The sequence below is a fragment of the Streptomyces sp. NPDC041940 genome (assembly GCF_055589465.1).
Genome location: NZ_JBVJBP010000023.1, coordinates 103,818 through 122,814, shown reverse-complemented (window position 1 = coordinate 122,814; position 18,997 = coordinate 103,818). Strand labels below are relative to the sequence as shown.

16 protein-coding genes are annotated in these 18,997 nt (G+C 71.1%); 12 read left to right on the top strand and 4 right to left on the bottom strand.

Annotated elements, in window-relative coordinates; translation table 11 throughout:
• Position 1: 1 nt before the first annotated feature.
• The 9 genes from pepN (at position 2) to ACZ6I3_RS31570 (ending at position 11,593) form a co-directional block, all read left to right on the top strand.
• Complete coding sequence (gene pepN / locus ACZ6I3_RS31610) at positions 2 to 2,596, top strand: aminopeptidase N (RefSeq protein WP_469419264.1); 2,595 nt, start codon at positions 2 to 4, stop codon at positions 2,594 to 2,596.
• A gap of 3 nt (positions 2,597 to 2,599) precedes the next feature.
• Positions 2,600 to 3,544, top strand: a complete 945-nt coding sequence (locus tag ACZ6I3_RS31605) for a hypothetical protein (RefSeq protein WP_469419263.1) — start codon at positions 2,600 to 2,602, stop codon at positions 3,542 to 3,544.
• 75 nt (positions 3,545 to 3,619) lie between these two features.
• A complete protein-coding gene (locus tag ACZ6I3_RS31600; protein WP_469419261.1) occupies positions 3,620 to 4,537 on the top strand; it encodes a nucleoside-diphosphate kinase in 918 nt (305 codons plus the stop codon).
• 125 nt (positions 4,538 to 4,662) lie between these two features.
• Positions 4,663 to 5,334 carry a thioesterase II family protein gene (locus ACZ6I3_RS31595; RefSeq protein WP_469419259.1) on the top strand — a complete coding sequence of 224 codons (672 nt, stop codon included), beginning with the start codon at positions 4,663 to 4,665 and terminating at the stop codon, positions 5,332 to 5,334.
• Between the two features lie 236 nt (positions 5,335 to 5,570).
• Positions 5,571 to 7,442: a non-ribosomal peptide synthetase gene (locus tag ACZ6I3_RS31590; RefSeq protein WP_469419257.1), complete on the top strand. Its 1,872-nt coding sequence runs from the start codon at positions 5,571 to 5,573 to the stop codon at positions 7,440 to 7,442.
• Between the two features lie 162 nt (positions 7,443 to 7,604).
• Positions 7,605 to 10,022 (top strand): beta-ketoacyl synthase N-terminal-like domain-containing protein, encoded by a 2,418-nt coding sequence (locus tag ACZ6I3_RS31585; RefSeq protein ID WP_469419256.1) that lies wholly within the window; start codon positions 7,605 to 7,607, stop codon positions 10,020 to 10,022.
• A complete protein-coding gene (locus ACZ6I3_RS31580) occupies positions 10,019 to 10,369 on the top strand; it encodes a PqqD family protein (protein ID WP_469419255.1) in 351 nt (116 codons plus the stop codon). The genes ACZ6I3_RS31585 and ACZ6I3_RS31580 overlap by 4 nt, the downstream gene beginning before the upstream one ends.
• Positions 10,366 to 11,340 carry a TIGR03560 family F420-dependent LLM class oxidoreductase gene (locus ACZ6I3_RS31575; RefSeq protein WP_469419254.1) on the top strand — a complete coding sequence of 325 codons (975 nt, stop codon included), beginning with the start codon at positions 10,366 to 10,368 and terminating at the stop codon, positions 11,338 to 11,340. Before ACZ6I3_RS31580 ends, ACZ6I3_RS31575 begins: the two co-directional genes overlap by 4 nt.
• Complete coding sequence (locus tag ACZ6I3_RS31570) at positions 11,333 to 11,593, top strand: phosphopantetheine-binding protein (protein WP_469419252.1); 261 nt, start codon at positions 11,333 to 11,335, stop codon at positions 11,591 to 11,593. Before ACZ6I3_RS31575 ends, ACZ6I3_RS31570 begins: the two co-directional genes overlap by 8 nt.
• 22 nt (positions 11,594 to 11,615) lie before the next feature.
• Here ACZ6I3_RS31570 and ACZ6I3_RS31565 read toward each other — a convergent pair whose 3' ends face one another.
• Positions 11,616 to 12,383: a thioesterase II family protein gene (locus ACZ6I3_RS31565; protein WP_469419250.1), complete on the bottom strand. Its 768-nt coding sequence runs from the start codon at positions 12,381 to 12,383 to the stop codon at positions 11,616 to 11,618.
• A gap of 178 nt (positions 12,384 to 12,561) precedes the next feature.
• Between ACZ6I3_RS31565 and ACZ6I3_RS31560 the strand changes: the two genes are divergently transcribed.
• Both ACZ6I3_RS31560 and ACZ6I3_RS31555 read left to right on the top strand, forming a co-directional pair.
• Positions 12,562 to 13,278, top strand: a complete 717-nt coding sequence (locus tag ACZ6I3_RS31560; protein WP_469419248.1) for a hypothetical protein — start codon at positions 12,562 to 12,564, stop codon at positions 13,276 to 13,278.
• A 141-nt stretch (positions 13,279 to 13,419) separates the two neighbouring features.
• Positions 13,420 to 14,694 (top strand): MFS transporter, encoded by a 1,275-nt coding sequence (locus ACZ6I3_RS31555; protein ID WP_469419325.1) that lies wholly within the window; start codon positions 13,420 to 13,422, stop codon positions 14,692 to 14,694.
• A 200-nt stretch (positions 14,695 to 14,894) separates the two neighbouring features.
• Here the strand turns inward: ACZ6I3_RS31555 and ACZ6I3_RS31550 are convergent, their stop codons facing one another.
• Positions 14,895 to 15,422 (bottom strand): winged helix-turn-helix transcriptional regulator, encoded by a 528-nt coding sequence (locus tag ACZ6I3_RS31550; RefSeq protein ID WP_469419247.1) that lies wholly within the window; start codon positions 15,420 to 15,422, stop codon positions 14,895 to 14,897.
• A gap of 247 nt (positions 15,423 to 15,669) precedes the next feature.
• Here ACZ6I3_RS31550 and ACZ6I3_RS31545 point away from each other — a divergent pair, with 247 nt between their 5' ends.
• Positions 15,670 to 16,974 (top strand): cytochrome P450 family protein, encoded by a 1,305-nt coding sequence (locus ACZ6I3_RS31545; protein ID WP_469419245.1) that lies wholly within the window; start codon positions 15,670 to 15,672, stop codon positions 16,972 to 16,974.
• On the opposite strand, the gene ACZ6I3_RS31540 is transcribed toward ACZ6I3_RS31545, so the two are convergent.
• Positions 16,967 to 17,890 (bottom strand): NAD-dependent epimerase/dehydratase family protein, encoded by a 924-nt coding sequence (locus ACZ6I3_RS31540; RefSeq protein WP_469419243.1) that lies wholly within the window; start codon positions 17,888 to 17,890, stop codon positions 16,967 to 16,969. The genes ACZ6I3_RS31545 and ACZ6I3_RS31540 overlap by 8 nt on opposite strands.
• Positions 17,887 to 18,909, bottom strand: coding sequence for a ScbA/BarX family gamma-butyrolactone biosynthesis protein (locus ACZ6I3_RS31535; RefSeq protein ID WP_469419241.1), 1,023 nt, complete (start codon positions 18,907 to 18,909; stop codon positions 17,887 to 17,889). Before ACZ6I3_RS31535 ends, ACZ6I3_RS31540 begins: the two co-directional genes overlap by 4 nt.
• Positions 18,910 to 18,997: the final 88 nt, after the last annotated feature.

Genomic DNA, 18,997 nt, shown 5'->3' with positions numbered 1-18,997 from the left:
CATGCCAGGGACGAACCTGACGGCCCAGGAGGCCGAAGAACGCTCTCGCGCGGTCACCGTGGACACCTACGACATCGCGCTCGACCTGCGCGCCGCCGCCGGCTCGGCCACCTTCCGGTCGGTGACGGAGATCCGCTTCGACTGCGCCGACCCGGACGCACCGGTCTTCCTCGACCTGCGGGCCCCCGCGGTGCGGGAGGTCGTGGTCAACGGCCTTGCCCTGGCCGCGGACCGGGTCTTCCGGGACTCCCGGATCGAGCTCTCGCACCTCGTGGCCGGCCGCAACGAGGTGCGGGTGGTGGCGGACTGCGCCTACACGAACACCGGCGAAGGGCTGCACCGCTTCACCGACCCGGTCGACGGCGGCGTCTACCTCTACTCGCAGTTCGAGGTCGCGGACGCCCGGCGGGTCTTCGCGTGCTTCGACCAGCCGGATCTGAAGGCGCGGTTCCGGTTCACGGTGAGCGCGCCGGCTGACTGGACGGTGGTCTCCAACTCGGCCGCCGTCACCGTCGAAGGCTCCCGACAGGACGGCACTGTCCGGTCGTTCGGGACGACGCCCCGGCTCTCCACGTACGTCGTCTCCCTGGTCGCCGGGCCCTACCACGCCGTGCGCGCGGAGCACCGGCGCGGCGACCGCACCATCCCGCTCGGCCTGTACTGCAGGAGGAGCCTGGCCGGACACCTCGATCCCGACGAGATCTTCGCAGTGACACGGCAGGGCTTCGACTGGTTCGAGGAGCGGTTCGGCCACCCCTACCCCTTCGAGAAGTACGACCAGATCTTCGTCCCCGGCTTCAACGCGGGGGCCATGGAGAACGCGGCCGCCGTCACCTTCCACGAGAAGTACCTCTTCCGCTCGCGGGCCACCGAAGCCGCTCACCGCAAGCGGGCCGCGACGATCCTCCACGAGCTGAGCCACATGTGGTTCGGTGATCTGGTCACCATGGCGTGGTGGAGCGACCTGTGGCTCAACGAGTCCTTCGCCACCTACAGTTCGTTCGCCTGCCAGGCGCTCGGGCCCGACCCGCGGTGGGCCGACGCGTGGACGACCTTCGCCAACCACCAGAAAGCGAAGGCGTACCGCCAGGACCAACTGCCCTCCACCCACCCCGTCGTGGCGGAGATCCGGGACCTCGACGACGTCCTCGTCAACTTCGACGGCATCACCTACGCCAAGGGCGCCTCCGTCCTGAAGCAGCTGGTCGCGTACGTCGGTATGGACGCCTTCTTCGAGGGCGTACGCGCCTACTTCGCCGCCCACGCCTACGGCAGCACGCGGCTGGGGGACCTGCTGAGGGCACTGGAGGAGGCCTCGGGGCGCGACCTGGGCAGCTGGTCGAAGCAGTGGCTGGAGACCGCGGGGATCAATGTGCTGCGGCCCGAGATCGAGACGGACGCGGACGGGATCATCACCGCCTTCCGCATTCGCCAGGAGGCGCAGGACCTGCCGCCCGGCGTCCCCGGCAAGGCGACGCTGCGCCCGCACCGCATCGCGGTGGGCTGCTACACGCTGGACGGCGCGCACGGGGAGCTGCGGCGCACCCACCGTACGGAACTGGACGTCGCCGCCGCCGCGTACACGGACGTACGCGACATGGTGGGCCGCCGGCGCCCCGACGTGGTGCTGCTGAACGACGACGACCTCAGCTACGCCAAGGTCCGCTTCGACGACGTGTCCCTGCGCGCTCTGACACGGCACCTCGGCTCCTTCGCCGACCCGCTGCCCCGCGCCCTGTGCTGGGCCGCGGCGTGGGACATGACGCGGGACGGAGAGCTGGCCGCCCGGGACTACCTGAGTCTGGTGCTCTCCGCGATCGGCTCGGAGAGCGACATCGGCGTCGTGGAGTCACTGCTCCGCCAGGTCCTGCACGCCCTGGAACACTTCACCGACCCCGCCGAGCGGGTGCGCCTCACAGGCGGCTGGGCCGATGCCGCCCTCGAACGGCTGCGCACGGCCGAGCCCGGCAGCGACCACCAGCTCGTGTGGCTGCGGGCCTTCGTGGCGGCCGCCCGTACCGAAGGGCACCTCGACCTGCTCGCCGCGCTCGTCGACGGAGCGGCACCGGTGCGCGGCCTCGCGGTGGACACCGAGGTGCGCTGGGCGATCGTGGTGCGCCTGGCCGCCGCCGGACGCCTCGACGAGGACGGCGTCGCGGCCGAGCAGCGACGTGACCCCACCCCCGCGGGCGAGTGCCACGCGGCGACGGCCCGTGCGTCTCTGCCCGACGCCGGTGCCAAGGCAGCCGCCTGGGCGGCCGTCGTGGACCGCGGCGACCTGCCCAACCAGCTTCAGCGGGCGGTCATCGCGGGCTTCGCCGAAACCCTCGACCCCGACCTGCTCGCGCCGTACACGGACCGGTACTTCGAAGCGGTTCTCGACGTGTGGGAGACCAGGAGCCACGAGATGGCCAAGCAGATCGTGCTCGGCCTGTACCCGGCGGCCGGCGGCCGCACCGCGCTCGGCGCGGCCGAAGCCTGGCTGGAACGCCACGGCGCGGCCCCGCCCGCGCTGCGCCGCCTGGTCCTGGAGCAGTACGACGACGCCCGGCGCGCTCTGCGCGCACAGGCCACCGACCGGGCCCGGAGGGGATAGTCCATGCGCGAAGACCGTTACGAGTTCTACGGGTACCGGGTCGCCTGCACGGCGCCCCCGGAAGCCGAGGCGGTGATCGGCAGGCTCTTCGGCGCCCCGCCGCTTCCCGACGACGCGGCCCGGTCGCCCTGGACACCGGACACCGTGCACCTGTCGGTCGAGCTGACCGACACGGACCGCCAACCCGTGCCGCCGCCCTATTTCCCGGAGCACTGGGACACCTCGGACGAGGTCGTCCTCGACACGGGAAGCTCCCGGGCGGTGATCACTCCCGCCCGGTGGACGGTACGGGTGACGCTGGCCCGCTCCGACCTCGATGACCCCATCGTGTGGGGCCGTTGGCTCGTCGAGAAGGCCTTTCTCGTCCTCACGCTCCGCTCCGACCGGCACTACGGGCTGCACGCCGGCGCGCTGTCCGTGGACGGCCGCGCTGCCCTGGTCACCGCGGACAGCGGCGTCGGGAAGTCGACCTTCACGGCATGGGGCCTGTTCCAGGGCGCCGACTTCGCCGGCGAGGACGCGATGATGCGGCACATCGATGACACGGAGGGCCGGTTCTGGGGCCATCCCCGCTGTGCCTACCTCGACCCGGCGCTGATCAAGAGCAGGCCGGAACTCGCCGACGCGCCGGCCGCGCCGGTTCCCGCGCGCGACAAGAGCCGCGTCGAGTGGCCCGCCCTCTACCAGAGCCGGTTGCGGCCCGCCGTGCGTCCGCGCGCGCTGCTCGTGCTGACCCGGGACCACGAGACCGTCCGGCCTCTGCCGGTCGAGGCGGCGCTCGACCTGTGCCGCAGCGACTTCACGGCGGGCAAGGAGAGCCCCGCCGTACGGGAGCGGGTGGAGGGCGATCTCCGCGCGCTGCTCTCGGGCATGGCTGTCGTCGAGTTCGGCCTCTCCGCCGATCTGGACGCCAACTTCGCACGCCTGGCATCACTGCTGCACCCCTGACACCGGACCGCGCACCACCCTGAACGAGAGAGTAGTAGCGATATGGGCCCCTTGAACTGGAGCACCCTCACGCGTATGCCGATCAAGGCGTACCACTACGAGCTCGACACCTGTTTCCGCGAAGGCCTGAGCGAGTGCCAGGAGGCCTTCGGCGGCCGGCGGGACGAGGTCCTGCACCGCTCCGCGCTGATGCTGGTCAAGCCCGACGGCATGGCCACCGGAAAGCTCAAGGTCATCCTGGACTTCCTGGGCGACCACGAGTTCACCGTCGTCGGCGCTGAGATGTTCTCCTTCAACCGCCACACGGGCCGTGAACTCTGGCGCCACCAGCACACGTTGGCCACGCTGGACCGCCTCGCCGTCAACGACATCGTGCTGCAGGCCGGGCCCGCTCTCATGCTGCTCCTGCGCAGCCACGGCAGCCATGCCGTCCCCGCGACCGTGCACCTCAGCTCGCTCAAGGGGAAGGCGGACATCTCGCAGCAGGCCGCGGACAGCCTGCGCAGCCTGCTGCGGCGGCCCAACCGGCTGTGCAGCATGATCCACTGTGCCGACGAACCGGCTGACCTGGTCCGAGAGCTGAACCTGCTGATGGATCCCGTACCGCGTCGCCGGCTGCTCGGCCGACTGGCGGAAGGCGTCCCCTCGGCGGCGGACGAGGAACTTCTCGACCGGGTGCTGCACTCCGGCGAGTTCGGAGGGGTCTGTCTCGACCGTGCGGCAGCCGTGCGGCGCATCGGCCGGCTGGTCACGGAGCGCGCCGCCGAGCGTCCTGACCTCGCGGAGCCCGCGGGGCGGATCAGGGCGTGGCTGGAGAGCGCGGAGCGCGGTGAACTGCTGCCGTGGCGGGAGTTCTCCGGTGTCCTCGCCTCGCTCCAACTCAAGCTGGACGTCTGGGACCTCGCCATCGTGGGCGCCAGCCACATCCTGGAGGACGAGCCCGGCGCCATCAAGGTGATCGGCAACCCGGCACCCGACTCCTGGCTCGCCTGATCCCGTCCCGCTCTTCGAGAAAGGCCCCCGTAGTGCGTGTTCGACCGACACCACCGCCACTGTGGTGGTCACTGCTGCGACCGAGTGAGGAGCCCGGCCGCGCACCCCGTGCCCGGCTCCTCGTCGTGCCGCACTCCGGTGGCGGCCCGAACCGCTACCTGCGGCTGGTCGGCGATCTTCCCGACGACGTGGAGATACGGGGACTCACGCTCCCGGGCAGGGAGCGCCGCAGGACGGAGCCTCCCGGCGCGACCCTGGACGAGGTGCTCGGCAGCCTCGCCACGATCCCCTCGCCCGAGGTGCCCACGCTGATACTCGGCCACAGCCTGGGCGCGACGATCGGTCTCCATCTCGCGCACGCCCTCGGCGAGCACTGTGTCGGTCTGATCGCGTCGGGGCAGGAGCCGCGTGACGGAGCCGGCCGGTTCTCCGAGCACGCCGGCGACGAGGACGTCCTGCGGTTGCTCGAACTCGGCGGTGACATGCCGTCCGTGTTCATGGCGGACCCGGGATGGCGCAGGGCACTCCTGGACAACCTGCGCGCGGACCTCAGGCTCGGTGCGGAGAGCGCCGAGCGGAGCAGGGGCGTCCGCCTCGACGTGCCCATCACCGTGCTGTGCGGAGGCGAGGACCGCCTGATCGACCAGGAGGCGCTGGCGGGATGGGGCGCGTACTCGGCCGCGGAGTGTGAGGTGCACGTCCTTTCCGGTGGCCACTTCGCCCTCTTCGATCCCGTCAACCGGCCGCGGTACGTCGAGGCGATCGAACGCCACTTCTCGGTGATCCATGCCCGTTGAGACAGCCGGTTCGGGATCGGTCGAATGCGATTGGCCGCGATAGTCGAAAACGGTTTCCCGGCCCGGGTGGCTCACCGCATGAGGCCGAAGGCCGAGGAATGGGCGGAGGGTTTAATTCCGGTTTATCGGAGGCCGAGCAGAAGTCAGTGACACGCGAGAACGGAATAGGGCGACACCGTCCTGAGGCAGGCGGAATTACTGTCCACTGCAATCCGACGTGAGGTCAGGTTCAACCTATGGGGGCAATTGTGGCGGAACTGAACGACAGAACGTGCCCGACGACGAAGCCCGCGGCAGCGGCCGACACACTTCACACCTGGTTCGCCCGGCAGGCCGCCAGGAGCCCCGGGGCCACGGCGCTCACCGCCGGCGGAACCTCCATGTCCTACGCGGAACTGCACGAATCGGCCGGACACATCGCCGCACGTCTGGTCGCGGCGGGCGTGCGTCCCGGTGACCTCGTTCCGGTGCTCGTTCCGCGCGGCCGGGTCGTTCCCGCGATCCTCGGCGTGCTGATGACGGGCGCCGCCTATGTGCCGCTCGACCCCCGGTACCCCGACACCCGCCTCGCGAGCCTGGCCGAACGGGTCGGGGCGGGCGTGATCGTGACCGATGACGAACTGGTCGTACGGGCGAAGGCGTGGCACGCCGGCTCCTTCGTGCTGGCCGGCGACGCCGCGGATCCGGACTGCCCGGCGCCGAGCGTCGAGGTCGCCCCCGACGACCTCGCCTACGTGATGTTCACGTCGGGCTCGACCGGCACGCCCAAGGGCGTGAAGATAACGCACCACAACGTCACGCGGCTGATGGCCGGGACTTCGGCGATCTACGGCCTCGGTCCCGACGACGTGTGGACGATGTCGCACTCCTACGCCTTCGACTTCTCCGTTTGGGAGATGTGGGGGGCCTTGCTGTTCGGCGGTCGCCTCCTCGTCGTCGAGGACGACGAGGCCCGTGCTCCCGACGAGATGCTCGACCTGATCGACCGCGAAGGCGTCACGGTACTGAGCCAGACGCCCTCGGCGCTGGCGGCTCTGACAGGCGCCGACGAGCTGCGACCGGCCGGCCTCGACCGCCTGCGGCTGGTCGTCCTCGGCGGCGAACGCCTCGACCCGGCCACGCTGAGCGGATGGTTCGCCCGCCGGGGCGACGAGCGGCCGCGCGTGGTGAACATGTACGGGATCACCGAGACGACGGTCCACGTCACGTACTGCCCGATCACGGCACAGCACGCGGCGGCCGACGCGGGCAGCCCCATCGGTGTGCCACTGCCCGACCTGGAGGTATCGCTGCGGGACGAGGACGGCGCACCGACCCCGGTGGGCGAGGTCGGCGAGATATGGGTCTCGGGGCCCGGGCTCGCCCGCGGGTACTTCGACGACGACGACGCCACCGCACGCGCCTTCCGCATGGCGGCCTGGGGTCCCGACGACCACCGGCGGACCTACCTCAGCGGCGATCTCGCGCGAGCGGACGGCGACGGACGGCTCTTCTACGTGGGGCGGCGCGACGAGCAGGTGAAGGTCCGCGGCTACCGCGTCGAGCTGGGTGAGGTCGGTGCGGCGCTCAAGTCCCACCCGGACGTCGTCGACGCCTGCGTCGCGACCGACACCGGTGACTCGGTGGGCTCCCGCCTCCTCGCCTGGGCGACCGTCCGCCCCGGGGGCCCGGGCACGGACGGACTCCGGGCGTTCCTGGCCGACCGGCTGCCCGGGCACATGGTTCCCAACGAGCTGAGAACCGTGGACTCCATGCCCCTGACTCCCAACGGCAAGGTCGACCGCAAGGCCCTGCTCGAGCGGGCACGCACGACCTCCCGGACCGCCGGCCCCGCCCCGCAGGACGCCCACCCGGCCGATTCCCTCCAGGCGGCCGTGGCGGGCATCTGGGCCGAGGAACTCGGTGTCCCCGAAGTCGGTCCCGGCGACGACTTCTTCGACCTCGGTGGGCATTCGCTGCTGGTCGCGAACGTCATCCGTCGTACCCGCAAGGAGATCGGCGCGCAGGTCGGCGCGCGCGCCCTGTTCCAGGCGCCGCGGCTCGCCGACTTCGTCGAGCGGGTGCGTGCCCAGGCCGCGACCCCGGTGAGTGCGGCCGCCGACCACTGAATCAAAAGCGGAATGCCGTATGCGCAGTGATTTTCAGGAACCTTTGGTTCCGTATTTGTCGCCGGAATGCGGAGTGATCAAAATGATTGATGCAGGAGCCAACTCTCTGATAGTTTCACGCGCCGATGTCTTCTCGCGTGCCGTACTGCAAGCCACCGCCGAATGAGTCGCCGCGAGGCCATACTGATCCCGGGAGCTGTACAGATGCTGCAAAGGCCACCTTGCGCACCTCCTATTGCGTTGATCGGCTTGGCGGCCCGTTTCGCAGGCGCGGAAAATGTCGAGCGGTACTGGACGAACCTTGTCGAAGGCGTCGAGTCGTCGAACCGGCCGACCGGTGACGAGGCCGGTCCGGAAGGCGGCGTCCGCAACGGCCGGTTCGTGCGAGCGGTCGCGCGGGTCGGCGGCATCGAGTCGTTCGACGCCGACCACTTCCGCATACAGCCGACGGAAGCCATCGTCATGGATCCGCAGCAGCGTGTGCTGCTGGAAGTGGCGGCCGAGGCGCTGGAGGACGCCGGCTACGCCGGAGAACACGACTCCGTTTGCGGGGTGTTCGTCGGTTCCGGCGAGAATCACTACTTCCGCGAATACGTGGCCCCGTCGGAGGCCCGGGCGGGACGCTCCGGCGACGTCCGCGTCACGCTGGCGAACGAAAAGGACTTCCTCGCACCGCGGCTCGCCTTCAAGCTCGGCCTCAGCGGTCCTGCCATCACCGTGCAGACGGGTTGTGCCACGGCGCTCACCGCGGTGGCGCTCGCCTGCTCGGCACTGGCCGCGGGCGACTGCGACATCGCCCTGGCGGGCGGTGTGAGCCTGTTGATGCCCGACGTCGACGGCTACACCTACACCGACGGCGGGATCCTGTCGGCCGACGGGCGGTGCCGGGCCTTCGACGCCGAGGCCTCCGGCACGATACCCGGCTCGGGCGCCGGAATCGTCGTGCTGAGACGGGAGTCGGACGCACGGGCCGACCGTGACCACCGCAGGGCGGTCATCCGCGGCTGGGCGGTCAACAACGACGGTGGGTCACGCGGGGGATTCACCGTCCCGAACATCGACGGGCAGGAAGCGGTCATCCGTGCCGCGCTCGGGCGGGCGGACGTCAAGCCCGACCAGGTGGGCTACGTGGAGACCCACGGCACCGGCACCGCCATCGGCGACCCCGTCGAATTCGAGGCGCTGCGGCGCGTCTTCGCGACCCCCGGCCGACCGGCCGGGTCGCCGCTCACGCTCGGCGCGGTCAAGCCCAACATCGGGCACACCGACGCGGCGGCGGGCGTCGCGGGGCTGATCAAGGCGGCGCTGGCCGTCGAGCGGGCCACCATCCCGGGAACGCTCCACTTCCGCTCGCCGAACCCCGAGATCGACCTGGACTCGACCCCGTTCGCCCTCACCTCCGAAACCCTGCCCTGGAACCCCGAGGGACCGCGTATCGCCGGTGTCAGCTCGTTCGGCCTCGGCGGGTCCAACGCGCACGTGGTGCTGGAGTCCGCGCCCGCCGCGCCCGCCGCGCCCGCCGGGTCCGCCCCGCGCTCACGTCATGTCCTCGCGCTGTCCGCGCGCGGCGACGACGAACTGAGCCGGATGCGGGAGCGGCTCGCCGACCGGCTCGACGCGGCGGCGGATGCCGATGACGCCGCGCTGGCCGACATCGCGTACACCCTCGGAGTGGGGCGCACCAGATTCGCCCGGCGCTGGGCGGCCGTGGTCGCCGACTCCGACGAGGCCGTCGCTCGGTTACGCGCTCCCGACGAGGCCGACCGGCCCACCGCGCGGTGGACACTGGCGATCCACGGGACCGCCGGCGAACTGGCCGCGATGGGCGAACGGCTGCTCGCCACCGAGCCGTTGCTGCGCTCCGCGCTGACCGGCCTCACCGGACGTGCCGAACTCCGCGGTCTCGCCCCGGAACGTGCCGGCGCGCTCGCCGCGCTCGGTGTCGCCCGGGCCCTGCGCCGCCTCGGCCTGACCTTCGCCAGGGTGGACGGGCCGAAGTGGGCGCGTCCGGCCACCCAGTGGCTGGCCGCGGGCGCCGACCCCGCGTCGCTGGAGGCGGCCCTCGGCGCCTGTACCGCCGACTCCGACGCCGGATCCGTCCGCGAGGGCGCCGGCCGCATCGTCGTCGGCCCGTCCTTCGACCTGGCCGGCGTGGTGGCCGCGGCGTGGCGGGCGGGGGTCGCGGTCGACTGGGCCGCCTACTACGGCGACGAGTCGCGCGGCCGGGTCCCGCTGCCGACCTACCCCTTCACCCGCCGCCGGTTCTGGCTCGAACGCCCGTCGGCGCAACCGGACTTGGCCCAGGACTCCCCGCGGCCACCGACCCGCGCCGGCACGGTGAACATCACCGAACTCGTCGAGCGGGTCTGGCTCGACGTCCTCGGCGTCGAGCGCGTCGCGCACGACGCGCACTTCCTGGACGGCCTCGGCGGCGACTCGCTGCACGCAGTGGAGATCGGTGCCCGCCTGAACGAGGAGCTCGGACTGGAGCTGCCGATCGACCTGCCTTTCATCGCGCCCACAATCGAGGCCGCTTCGACCTACATCGAGCAGGCCCTGGCTACGGAGAAGACCTCATGACCACCGTCAACACCAACGACGTCCTGATCCGCCGGCTGGACGTGACCGCCCGCGTGCCCGATCAGGTGGTGGAACTCAGCGAGCGCCACGAGGGCGGTCTCCTGATCGAAAGGCTGATCGGCCGCTACGTGATCGACGCCGACGCGCGCAAGGTCTGGCGGCTCATCGACGGGCGCCGCAGCGTCGCCCGGGTCGTCGAGGACCTCGCCGCGGAGTCGGGTCTCCCGGTCGCCGAGATCGAGCAGCCCGTGCACACCCTCTGCGGCCGCCTCGTCGAACTCGGCATCCTCCAGGTCGCCACACCCGCCGACGCCGCGGTGCTCGAGCAGGCGGCAGCCGCCGGATGAGTCGAGCAGCCATCACCCGGGTCGGCCTGCAGATCCCCGGCTACTCCTTCCCCGGGACCATGGACAACCAGCTCTTCGACCGTGTCGTCGACATGGCGCGGACCGCCGAGGCCGCCGGCTTCGACAGCCTGTGGACCATGGACCACGTGCACCAGATCGCCTCGGTCGGCGAGCCGGACGAGCCGATCCTGGAGGCATACACGACGCTCGCGGCGCTGGCCGCCGTCACGTCGACCGCACGCCTCGGTGTGCTCGTCTCGTGCAACGGATTCCGAAACCCCGCGCTGCTGGCGAAGATGGTGACGACCATCGACGTCATCAGCAAGGGGCGCGCGATGCTCGGCATCGGCGCCGGCTGGCACGAGGACGAGTGCCGCGCCTACGGCATGGACTTCCAGTCCACCGGAGAGCGCCTCAAGGGACTGGCCGAGGCGGTGCAGATCTGCCGGGCGATGTTCACCGAGCACGCGCCACGGTTCTCCGGCACGTACCACCGGATCGACGAGCCGATCAACGTGCCGGGACCGGTCAACGCCGACGGTCCGCCGATCCTCATCGGCGGTGGCGGCGAGCGGGTACTGATCCCGACGGTGGCCCGGTACGGGGACGCCTGCAACTTCTTCGGTGCGCCGGCCACCGTGCGTCACAAGATCGACGTGCTGGAGAAGGCGTGCGCCGTCGTGGGCCGCGACTCCGGCGAGATCACCAAGACGTGGCTGGGGCACGTGATCGTCACCGAGTCCGAAGCGGAACTCCAGAAAGCGCTGGAACGGCTCGGGACACTGCTGGGTCTGGCACCGAGCGCGGTCCGGGGGTTCGCCCTCTGCGGCACCCGCGAGGAAGTGCGGCGCCAGGTCGCGGAGTACCGCGCCGCCGGAGCCGACGGCCTGATCGTCACCGTCCTCGACCCGGGCGATCTGGAGCACCTGAGCCTGGTCGGCACGACGGTACGGGAGGCCATGGATGACTGAGCTGCCAAACGCCTCCGCGGCCGATGCCGACCTGGACGGCGACTCCGCCGAAGTCGTCGCGGCGGTCTGGGCCGAGGCCCTCGGCCTGGAGACCGTCGACCCGGAGGCGGGCTTCTTCGATCTGGGCGCGACGTCGGCCATGGTCGTCGACGTGGTCCGGGTCCTGCGCCGGCGCTGGCCGGGCGTCAGGATCGTCGATGTCTTCGCCCGCCCGACCGTCGCGCAGCTCGCGGCCTTCCTCGGCGATGGGTAGGCCGGCCGAGAGATCCGGTCGCTTACGTCAGCGCGGTACGGATCGCCTTCGCGAGCTCCGGCCATGCGGCGCCGCCGAAGAGATGATCGGCGCCGGCCACCTCGCGGAAGGCGCTGGGACCGTTGGTCTCATGGCGCCAGCCATCGACCTCGGCCCGGCTGAGCAGGTCGTCGTCCGCGCCGTACAGCACGGTGAGCGGCACGTCGAGGGGCGCGTCCGGCGTGTGGACGTAGTCGGAGACCAGCCGCATGTCCGCGGCGAGGATCGGCAGCAGTACCTCGAGGAGTTCGGGCTCTTCACGGAGGTGCTCGGGCACGTAGCGCGTCAGGTCCTCACCCGAGTCGTCGTCGCCGTCCGCCAGGACACGTGGCGGGAGCTGCGAGGCGACGAGCAGGTGGGCGACCTCGGGTCCTTCGCCGGACCGGTGCAGCCGCTGCGCCGTCCGGTAGGCCAGCAGGGCGCCGGAGCACTGGCCGAACAGCGCGACGCGCGGGACGTCCAGCGCGGCCAGCTCCGCCACCAGTTCGTCGACGACCTCGTCGAGGGACGTCGGCAGCGGCTCCGTCTGCCGGCTCTCGCGGCCGGCCAGCCGCACGCCGTACACGTCGGCCACGTCGCCGATCACCGGACCCCAGGGCCGGAACGGAGTCGCTCCGGCGCCGGCCCATGGAATACACGCGAGTGCGGTGCCATTCCCCGATGTCGTCGTCGTTCCCGTGCTCGTTCCCGTGCTCCACGGAACGAGCTTCGACGATTGCTTCGGTACACCCGCGTAATTCGATATGTCCATGGGGGCGGATCCTAGCATCCATTAAGTATGTCCGTCCCCGCCATCCGAGAGGATTCTGATGTTCAATCCAAGTGTCGAGGTCATTGTCGAGCAGCCGTCGGTTCTCGCTCAGCCCGACCTTTCGTTCGAGGCCGTTCTCAAGCGCTTTCCGGGGCTGGCCGAAGCCAAAGCCGTCTGTATGACGGGATCGACGGCCGCCGGGTGGGGCAATACGTTCAGCGACATCGACCTGTACGCGTTCGCCGACGGGGATCTCGACCTTCCCGTCGACCCGACGATGGAGACCTGGAAGAGCTCCGACCCGAGCGGCGTGCGCTGGACCATCTGGATGGGCGCCTACGGTGACCAGCGCGTCGACCTGCGCGTGTGGCCGACCGACACGCTCGCCACGGTGCTGGCGTCCTATCTGGAGAAGGAGGTCGAGTTCTGCAACACCGGTGACTTCCTCCAGGACTTCGTCTATCGGCTTTCCATCGGAGTTCCGCTGAAGAACGAAGCCTTCTTCAAGGAAATGCGCGAGCTGCTCGACAGCTCGTCGTACAGTCGGGCGCTCGCCCGATTCCTGAAGGCCGACGCGGAGAACTGCCTCACCGATGTCATGGGGCAGCTCGATTCCGGTGACTACAAGACGGCCCGCGTTTCCGCCGGGCTCGCCGCGGGATTCCTGACGGACGCCGCCCTCGCCCTTTCCGGAGAGCTCTGCCGACGTAAGAAGTGGCTGCTCCGTCGCCTGGAAAGCACTCCGCAGTGCGGAATCGGCGTGGACGAATACCGCACGATGGTCCTGGGCGGCCTGCGCCCCGGGGAGTCCGACGCCGACTGTGCCCTGCGCGTCGCCCGCTGGACCCAGTCGCACATCGTCCGGCTCGAGGACGCCTTCCTGTCCGCACCCTGATCACCGACGCCGGCACATCACCCCTGCGCACGCCGTAGGTTGAGGAGGAGACAGAGTGAACACCGCCACACGGGCAGCCGCTGCGGCAGGGAGCCCGTTCGCAGCCGAGGCCGGCGCGAGCCTCGGGGTGACCTCGTGAGCATGATGACCTCGATGGCCAAGTTCCGTGCCGCGCTGAGCGGTCCGGAGGATCCCCACCAGCGGTTGCTGGCGATGTCGACCATCGTGAACACCATCGGCATGGGGATGTTCCTGTCCGCGGGCACGATCTTCCTCATCAGATCCGCGGGGCTGAGCCCGACCGCCGCGGGCATCGGCCTCACCGCCGGGTCGCTGGCCGGCTTCGGCGCCGGAGTGCTGATAGGCGACTTGGCCGACCGCCGCGGCTCGAAGAAGGTCCTCATCGGATCCATGCTGATCGAGGCGGCGGCGAGCGTCAGCCTGCTGCTGGTGCACAGCCTGTGGCCGCTGCTCGTGGTGGCCGCCGCCGCTGCCGTCGGCCGTGCGGGAACGGTCAGCGCGCGCGGCGCGATGATCGGTGTGCTCGCTGAGGAGGGCAAGGGCGCGCAGTTGCGCACGTATCTGCGTGCCGTGACCAACGTCGGGATCGCGGTGGGCACGATCGGGGCCGCGGCGGTCCTGGCCATCGACACGCGTGCGGCGTACGTGACGATGATCCTCATCGACACGTTCACCTTCCTGATCGCCGCCGCGATCCTGACACGGCTGCCGAACTTCCCCCCGACCCGGGCCGTCGACGACGAGGACCCCGCCGCGGCGAAGACGCCCCGGTGGCTGGCTCTTCGCGACCGGACCTACCTGACGCTGACCGCCGCCTCGTCGGTCGCGAGCCTGCAGTACTTCGTGCTGATCCAGGCCCTCCCGGTGTGGATCGTCCTGCGCACCAACGCGCCGCGGTGGATGGCCGCGATCGTCCTGTTCCTCGGAGCGGTCATCGTCGCCGCCACTCAGGTTCCCGCGACGCGGTCCATCACCGACTCGCGTTCGGCGGCCCGGCTGCTCGCGCTGTCCGGCCCGCTGTTCCTGGTGGCGTGGATCCTGATGGCGGTATCGGCAGGACCCGCCGCGTGGATCGCGGTCACCCTGCTCCTCGTCGGCATCGTCGTGCACTCACTGGCCGAGGTGTGGCAGGCCGCCGGCACGTTCGAGCTGTCGTTCGCGCTGGCCAAGCCCGAGTCCCAGGGCCAGTACCAGGGCGTGATGGGCCTCGGACACGGCCTGGCGGAGGCCGTGGCGCCGCTCGTCGTCATCGCGATGTGCGTGAACTGGGGCAAGCCCGGCTGGATCGTGCTCGCTGTGATCGTCACGGTGGCGGGTTTCGTCTGCGCACTCATCGAGCGCAGCTGGTCCCGCTCGAACTCGCCGGTCGGGGCCCAGGCGCTCGCCGGTGAGTGAGTCGCCCGCGTGGTGAACCGACCGGGCGATGAGGCGGTCCTCCGCACGATCGAACACGTGGTGCGCGGGAACTCGTGGCCGGCTCAGCGACCGTGCACGGGAGGTACTGGTCGCGATCGGGCAAGGCCGGTCCAACCCCGGAGATCGCCGAGCGGCTCGTTCTCAGCTGGTCCACGGTGAGGAAGCACGCCGGACACGGCCTAGACCCGGCCGCCGTCCCCCAGGGTCCGTCCGGGGGCGAAACGCTCCTGTACGGCGGGGTCGTTCAGGAGGCGGGGCGGGTAGCCGGGGCCGGGGCGGGCGGTCAGGTCCTGGTGGTGCAGGGGCTCGCCGCAGGAGGAGCAGACGACCTGGGCCCGGGTGTCGTGGTCGCAGGAGGTGTGGCGCAGGACGACCGGGGGGCCCTCGTCGCCGGCCAGCCAGCGGTCGCCCCAGGCGTTGATCGCGGCGAGGACGCCGAAGAAGTCACGGCCCTTGTCCGTCAGCAGGTACTCGTGGCGCACCGGGTCGGTCTGGTAGGCGCGCCGCCGCAGGAGGCCCTCGGACTCCAGGCGGCGCAGCCGGTCGGTGAGGGTGTTGCGGGCGATGCCGAGCGAGCCGATGAAGCCGTCGAAGCGGGACTCGCCGTAGAAGACCTCGCGCAGCACCAGCAGGGTCCAGGCGTCGCCCAGGATGTCGGCGGTGCGGGCGATCGAGCAGGGCCAGGTGTCGAACGAGGTCCGTCGCATGGCTCCACTTTATTGGCCCGTTCACCGGTCTCACGTCTGTTGGTCTCATGATGAGATCCGCCCGGCTCGCCCGCCCCTCTCTGACCGACCTGCGGCGGCTGCTCCTGCGGAGCGTGGCCGCGCCGCACGTGTCTACCCCTGGCCAACACTCTGTGAAGCAGTGGCCAAAACAAACCGGATGGCAAGTTTTTTCGGTGGCCGGATCGCACCATGGTCCCCCAGCCTCTGGACCGAGGAGCGAAGTGTCATGGCACAGCAGGCCTGTCCCTTCCTGGCGATCGACCCGTCAGGCCAGGACCTCTACGGCGAGATAGCCCGAATCCGGACCCAGGGCCCGGCCGTCGAAGTGGAACTCCCCGGCGGCGTACGGGCGTGGTGGATCAACGGCCTGGAGCTGAACAAGCGGCTCCTGGCCGGCCCCGAGACGAGCAAGGACGCCTTCCGGCACTGGCCGGCCTGGATCAACGGGGACATCTCCCGCACCTGGCCGCTCGCGATCTGGGTCTCGGTGCGCAACATGGTCACCGCCTACGGCACCGACCACAGCCGGCTGCGCAAGCCGATGGCCGCCGCCTTCACCAAGCGGCGCGTCGAGGCGCTGCTCCCGCGCGTCCAGGAGATCGTCGACCGGGCGCTGGACGGCCTGGAGCGGATCCCGCGGGGCGAAGTCGTCGACCTGCGGGCGGCGTTCGCGGCGACGGTGCCGCACGAGGTGGTGTGCGAACTCTTCGGCGTACCGCCCGGCGAGGACGGTCCACGCGATGCCCTCCACCGCGTCATCAACCGCTTCTTCGACACGGCGATCTCCCTGGAGGACGCCCAGGCCAACGGGGTCGAGCTGTACGCCACGCTCACCGCGTTCCTCCAGGACAAGCGCGCCCACCCGGCCGACGACCTGACGACGGCCCTCATCGCCGCCCGCGACGAAGGCAGCCTCAGCGAACAGGAGTTGATGGACAACCTGATCCTGCTGCTCACCGCCGGTTTCGAGACGACCGTCAACCTCATCGAGAACACCGTGCACAGCCTGCTCACCCACCCCGACCAGCTCGAACTGGTCCGCTCCGGGCGGGCGACCTGGGAGGACGCCCTGGAGGAGTCGCTGCGCCTCGAAGCGCCGGGCGCCATGTCCGGGCTGCGCTACGCCGTCGAGGACATCGAGATCGAGCCGGGCCTGACGATCCCGAAGGGTGATCCGCTGGTCGTCTCCTTCGCCGGTGCCGGACGCGACCCCGAGCGGCACGGCCCGGACGCCGAACGGTTCGACCTCACCCGCGCCACCAGCCGCGACCACGTCTCCTTCGGCCACGGCGTGCACCACTGCCTGGGCCGGCCGCTGGCCATGGCCGAGGCGACGGCGGCCCTGACATCCCTGTTCGACCGCTTCCCGCGACTGGCCCTGGCCGATCCGTCCCGCCCGCCGAAGCGGCTGCGCTCCATCATCTCGACGGGGCACGAGGAACTGCCCGTACTGCTGCACGGCCCCCGTCCGGAAGAGCCGAAAGAGCCGAAAGAGCCGGAACAGCCGGAAGAGGCAGGTCAGATCAGGTAGCGCCCCGGTCCCGGAGGAACGAGCGGTACCAGGGTGCCGCCCGCGTGAAGGCCGCCGCGAAGCCCTCGCCGGGCGAGCAGTCGAGGTCCTTCCAGAAGCCGTCGTCCACGAACCAGTGGTCGACCGTGAGCATGCCGAGGTGATGCAGGGCGAGCGGTGTCCCGGCGGCCCGTTCCAGGGCGGTGGCGACGTCCACCGAGGCATCGGCGCCGGGCACCTCCAACCGCGCGCTCACGGCGCCGAGCAGGTCCGGGACCCCGACCGGCTCGGGGTGGTTGACGTGGTGCACACCGCCGCCGTGCGCCGGGGACAGGGCCGCGGCCACCACCGCACGGCCCAGGGTGGTGACGTCGATCATCGACTGGAGCGCCGCACAGCCGGTCAGGGTCGCCGACAACTCGCCCAGCAGCCACACCAGTCCGGGGACGACCCAGCGGTCGCCCTCGCCGTGGACCAGGTGCGGCCGCAGCACCAGGCCGCCCGCGTCGAGGACGTGCCGTTCGGCGGCGGCCCGGGTGCGGCTGGTGGCCGACGCGGGCGCGATCGGGACCTCCCCGGGGCGTACGCCCCGGAAGGGACCGCGGCCGTACACGGCGGCCGTGCTCACGTACACGATCCGGCCCACCCCGGAGCGCACGGCCTCCTCGACCAGGGCGCGGGTGCCCAGGTCGTTGACGGCTTCTAGGGTCTCGGCGTCGCCGCTGATCCGGGTGGCGCAGTGCACCAGGACGTCGGTGTCCGCGCAGGCGCCGCGCAGGGAGGCCGGGTCGCCGAGGTCGCCGTGGACGGTTCCGGGGCCGGGCGGGGTCCGCCGGGACAACTGCCGTACCCGCACGCCGGGTCGCCGGTGCGCGGCGGCGGCCACACGGCTGCCGACGAAACCGCTCGCGCCGGTGATCAGAAGGTTGGCCGTCACGGCAGCGACCGTACCCGGGCGGGCCGGGCGGAGGTCAGGGTGGCGGTGAAGACGGACTCGCCGTCCTGCCGCCCCGAGACCCGTACGGTCACCTCCCCCGGGCCCGCGCCGAGCACCTCGGTCTCCAGCCGGCAGGGGCTGTGCAGCTCGGCGTACCGGGCGAAGGCGGCCGTCATCACGCGGGGCAGGAAGGGGTGCAGGCCGGTCGTGGCGGTCGCGGCCTGGCGGGCCGCCTCGAACAGGGCCATGCCCGGCACATGGTCGTTGGGCCGGGGGAAGAGGACCGGGTGGCGGGGGTCGACGCGCAGCAGCCAGACACCGGGGCGGTCGGCGGGGGCGAGGACGACGTCCTCGGCGCGGGAGCGGCCGGCGAGCTCGGGAGCGATGCCCGGCGGCAGCGGCAGCTGAGTCCGGGTCTCCAGGGCCGCCAACTGCCGCTCGCGCAGCCGGCGGTAGGCGAGCGGCGAGGTGCAGCCGGTGCTGCCGGTGCCGCGGGCGACGAAGCGTCCCGCGCGGCGGAACTCCATCGTGGTCCGCATGCTGCTCAGGCCGCGGCCGCGGCGGCGCACCTCGGAGCAGACGACGTCGATGGTGACGGGTTCGGCGGCGTCCGACAGCGGGAGCGCGGACGGGTCGGTGCGGACCGTCAGGTCCCACATGACGAAGTGGGTGTCGGCCGGGGCGCCGTACTCGGCGTGGGCGAGGACCATCGAGGCCTGCCGCAACGTTTCGCCCACGATCATCGGGTCCTGGTGGCGGTCGTCCACGGGGCCGAAGAAGGGGTGGGCGGCCGGCCAGTGCGCGGTGAAGCGGAAGCGGGCCTCGGCGATTCGGCGCCACCGGGTGGGGAAGACGTCGGTGTCGGTGGTGCGGTGGGCGAGGTCCGTGGTGACGACGGTGTGGGGCCCGCGCCCGGCTTGTGGCGCGTTCTCGACGGCCGCAACAGTTCTGTTTGCCGGAGGGGCCTGGCGTCCGGTCTGATCGTCCGTGGGTGCGCTTAAAGGTCCTGTCTGCGGCATGAGAACCCCCAGGATCGGCTGCCTGGCTGCGGTCGGTATTTGACTTGGACGATTGACTAAGATACGGACGAGCCGGTTTTTTTCAAAG

Bases quoted from the DNA above. Each gene is read 5' to 3' on its own strand.
- ACZ6I3_RS31575 (WP_469419254.1), top strand. From the start codon at position 10,366: ATGAGTCGAGCAGCCATCACCCGGGTCGGCCTGCAGATCCCCGGCTAC.
- ACZ6I3_RS31545 (WP_469419245.1), top strand. From the start codon at position 15,670: ATGGCACAGCAGGCCTGTCCCTTCCTGGCGATCGACCCGTCAGGCCAG.
- ACZ6I3_RS31550 (WP_469419247.1), bottom strand. From the start codon at position 15,422: ATGCGACGGACCTCGTTCGACACCTGGCCCTGCTCGATCGCCCGCACC.
- ACZ6I3_RS31535 (WP_469419241.1), bottom strand. From the start codon at position 18,909: ATGCCGCAGACAGGACCTTTAAGCGCACCCACGGACGATCAGACCGGA.
- ACZ6I3_RS31555 (WP_469419325.1), top strand. From the start codon at position 13,420: ATGATGACCTCGATGGCCAAGTTCCGTGCCGCGCTGAGCGGTCCGGAG.
- ACZ6I3_RS31580 (WP_469419255.1), top strand. From the start codon at position 10,019: ATGACCACCGTCAACACCAACGACGTCCTGATCCGCCGGCTGGACGTG.
- ACZ6I3_RS31565 (WP_469419250.1), bottom strand. From the start codon at position 12,383: ATGGACATATCGAATTACGCGGGTGTACCGAAGCAATCGTCGAAGCTC.
- ACZ6I3_RS31590 (WP_469419257.1), top strand. From the start codon at position 5,571: ATGGGGGCAATTGTGGCGGAACTGAACGACAGAACGTGCCCGACGACG.
- ACZ6I3_RS31585 (WP_469419256.1), top strand. From the start codon at position 7,605: ATGAGTCGCCGCGAGGCCATACTGATCCCGGGAGCTGTACAGATGCTG.
- pepN (WP_469419264.1), top strand. From the start codon at position 2: ATGCCAGGGACGAACCTGACGGCCCAGGAGGCCGAAGAACGCTCTCGC.
- ACZ6I3_RS31560 (WP_469419248.1), top strand. From the start codon at position 12,562: ATGACGGGATCGACGGCCGCCGGGTGGGGCAATACGTTCAGCGACATC.
- ACZ6I3_RS31605 (WP_469419263.1), top strand. From the start codon at position 2,600: ATGCGCGAAGACCGTTACGAGTTCTACGGGTACCGGGTCGCCTGCACG.
- ACZ6I3_RS31600 (WP_469419261.1), top strand. From the start codon at position 3,620: ATGCCGATCAAGGCGTACCACTACGAGCTCGACACCTGTTTCCGCGAA.
- ACZ6I3_RS31570 (WP_469419252.1), top strand. From the start codon at position 11,333: ATGACTGAGCTGCCAAACGCCTCCGCGGCCGATGCCGACCTGGACGGC.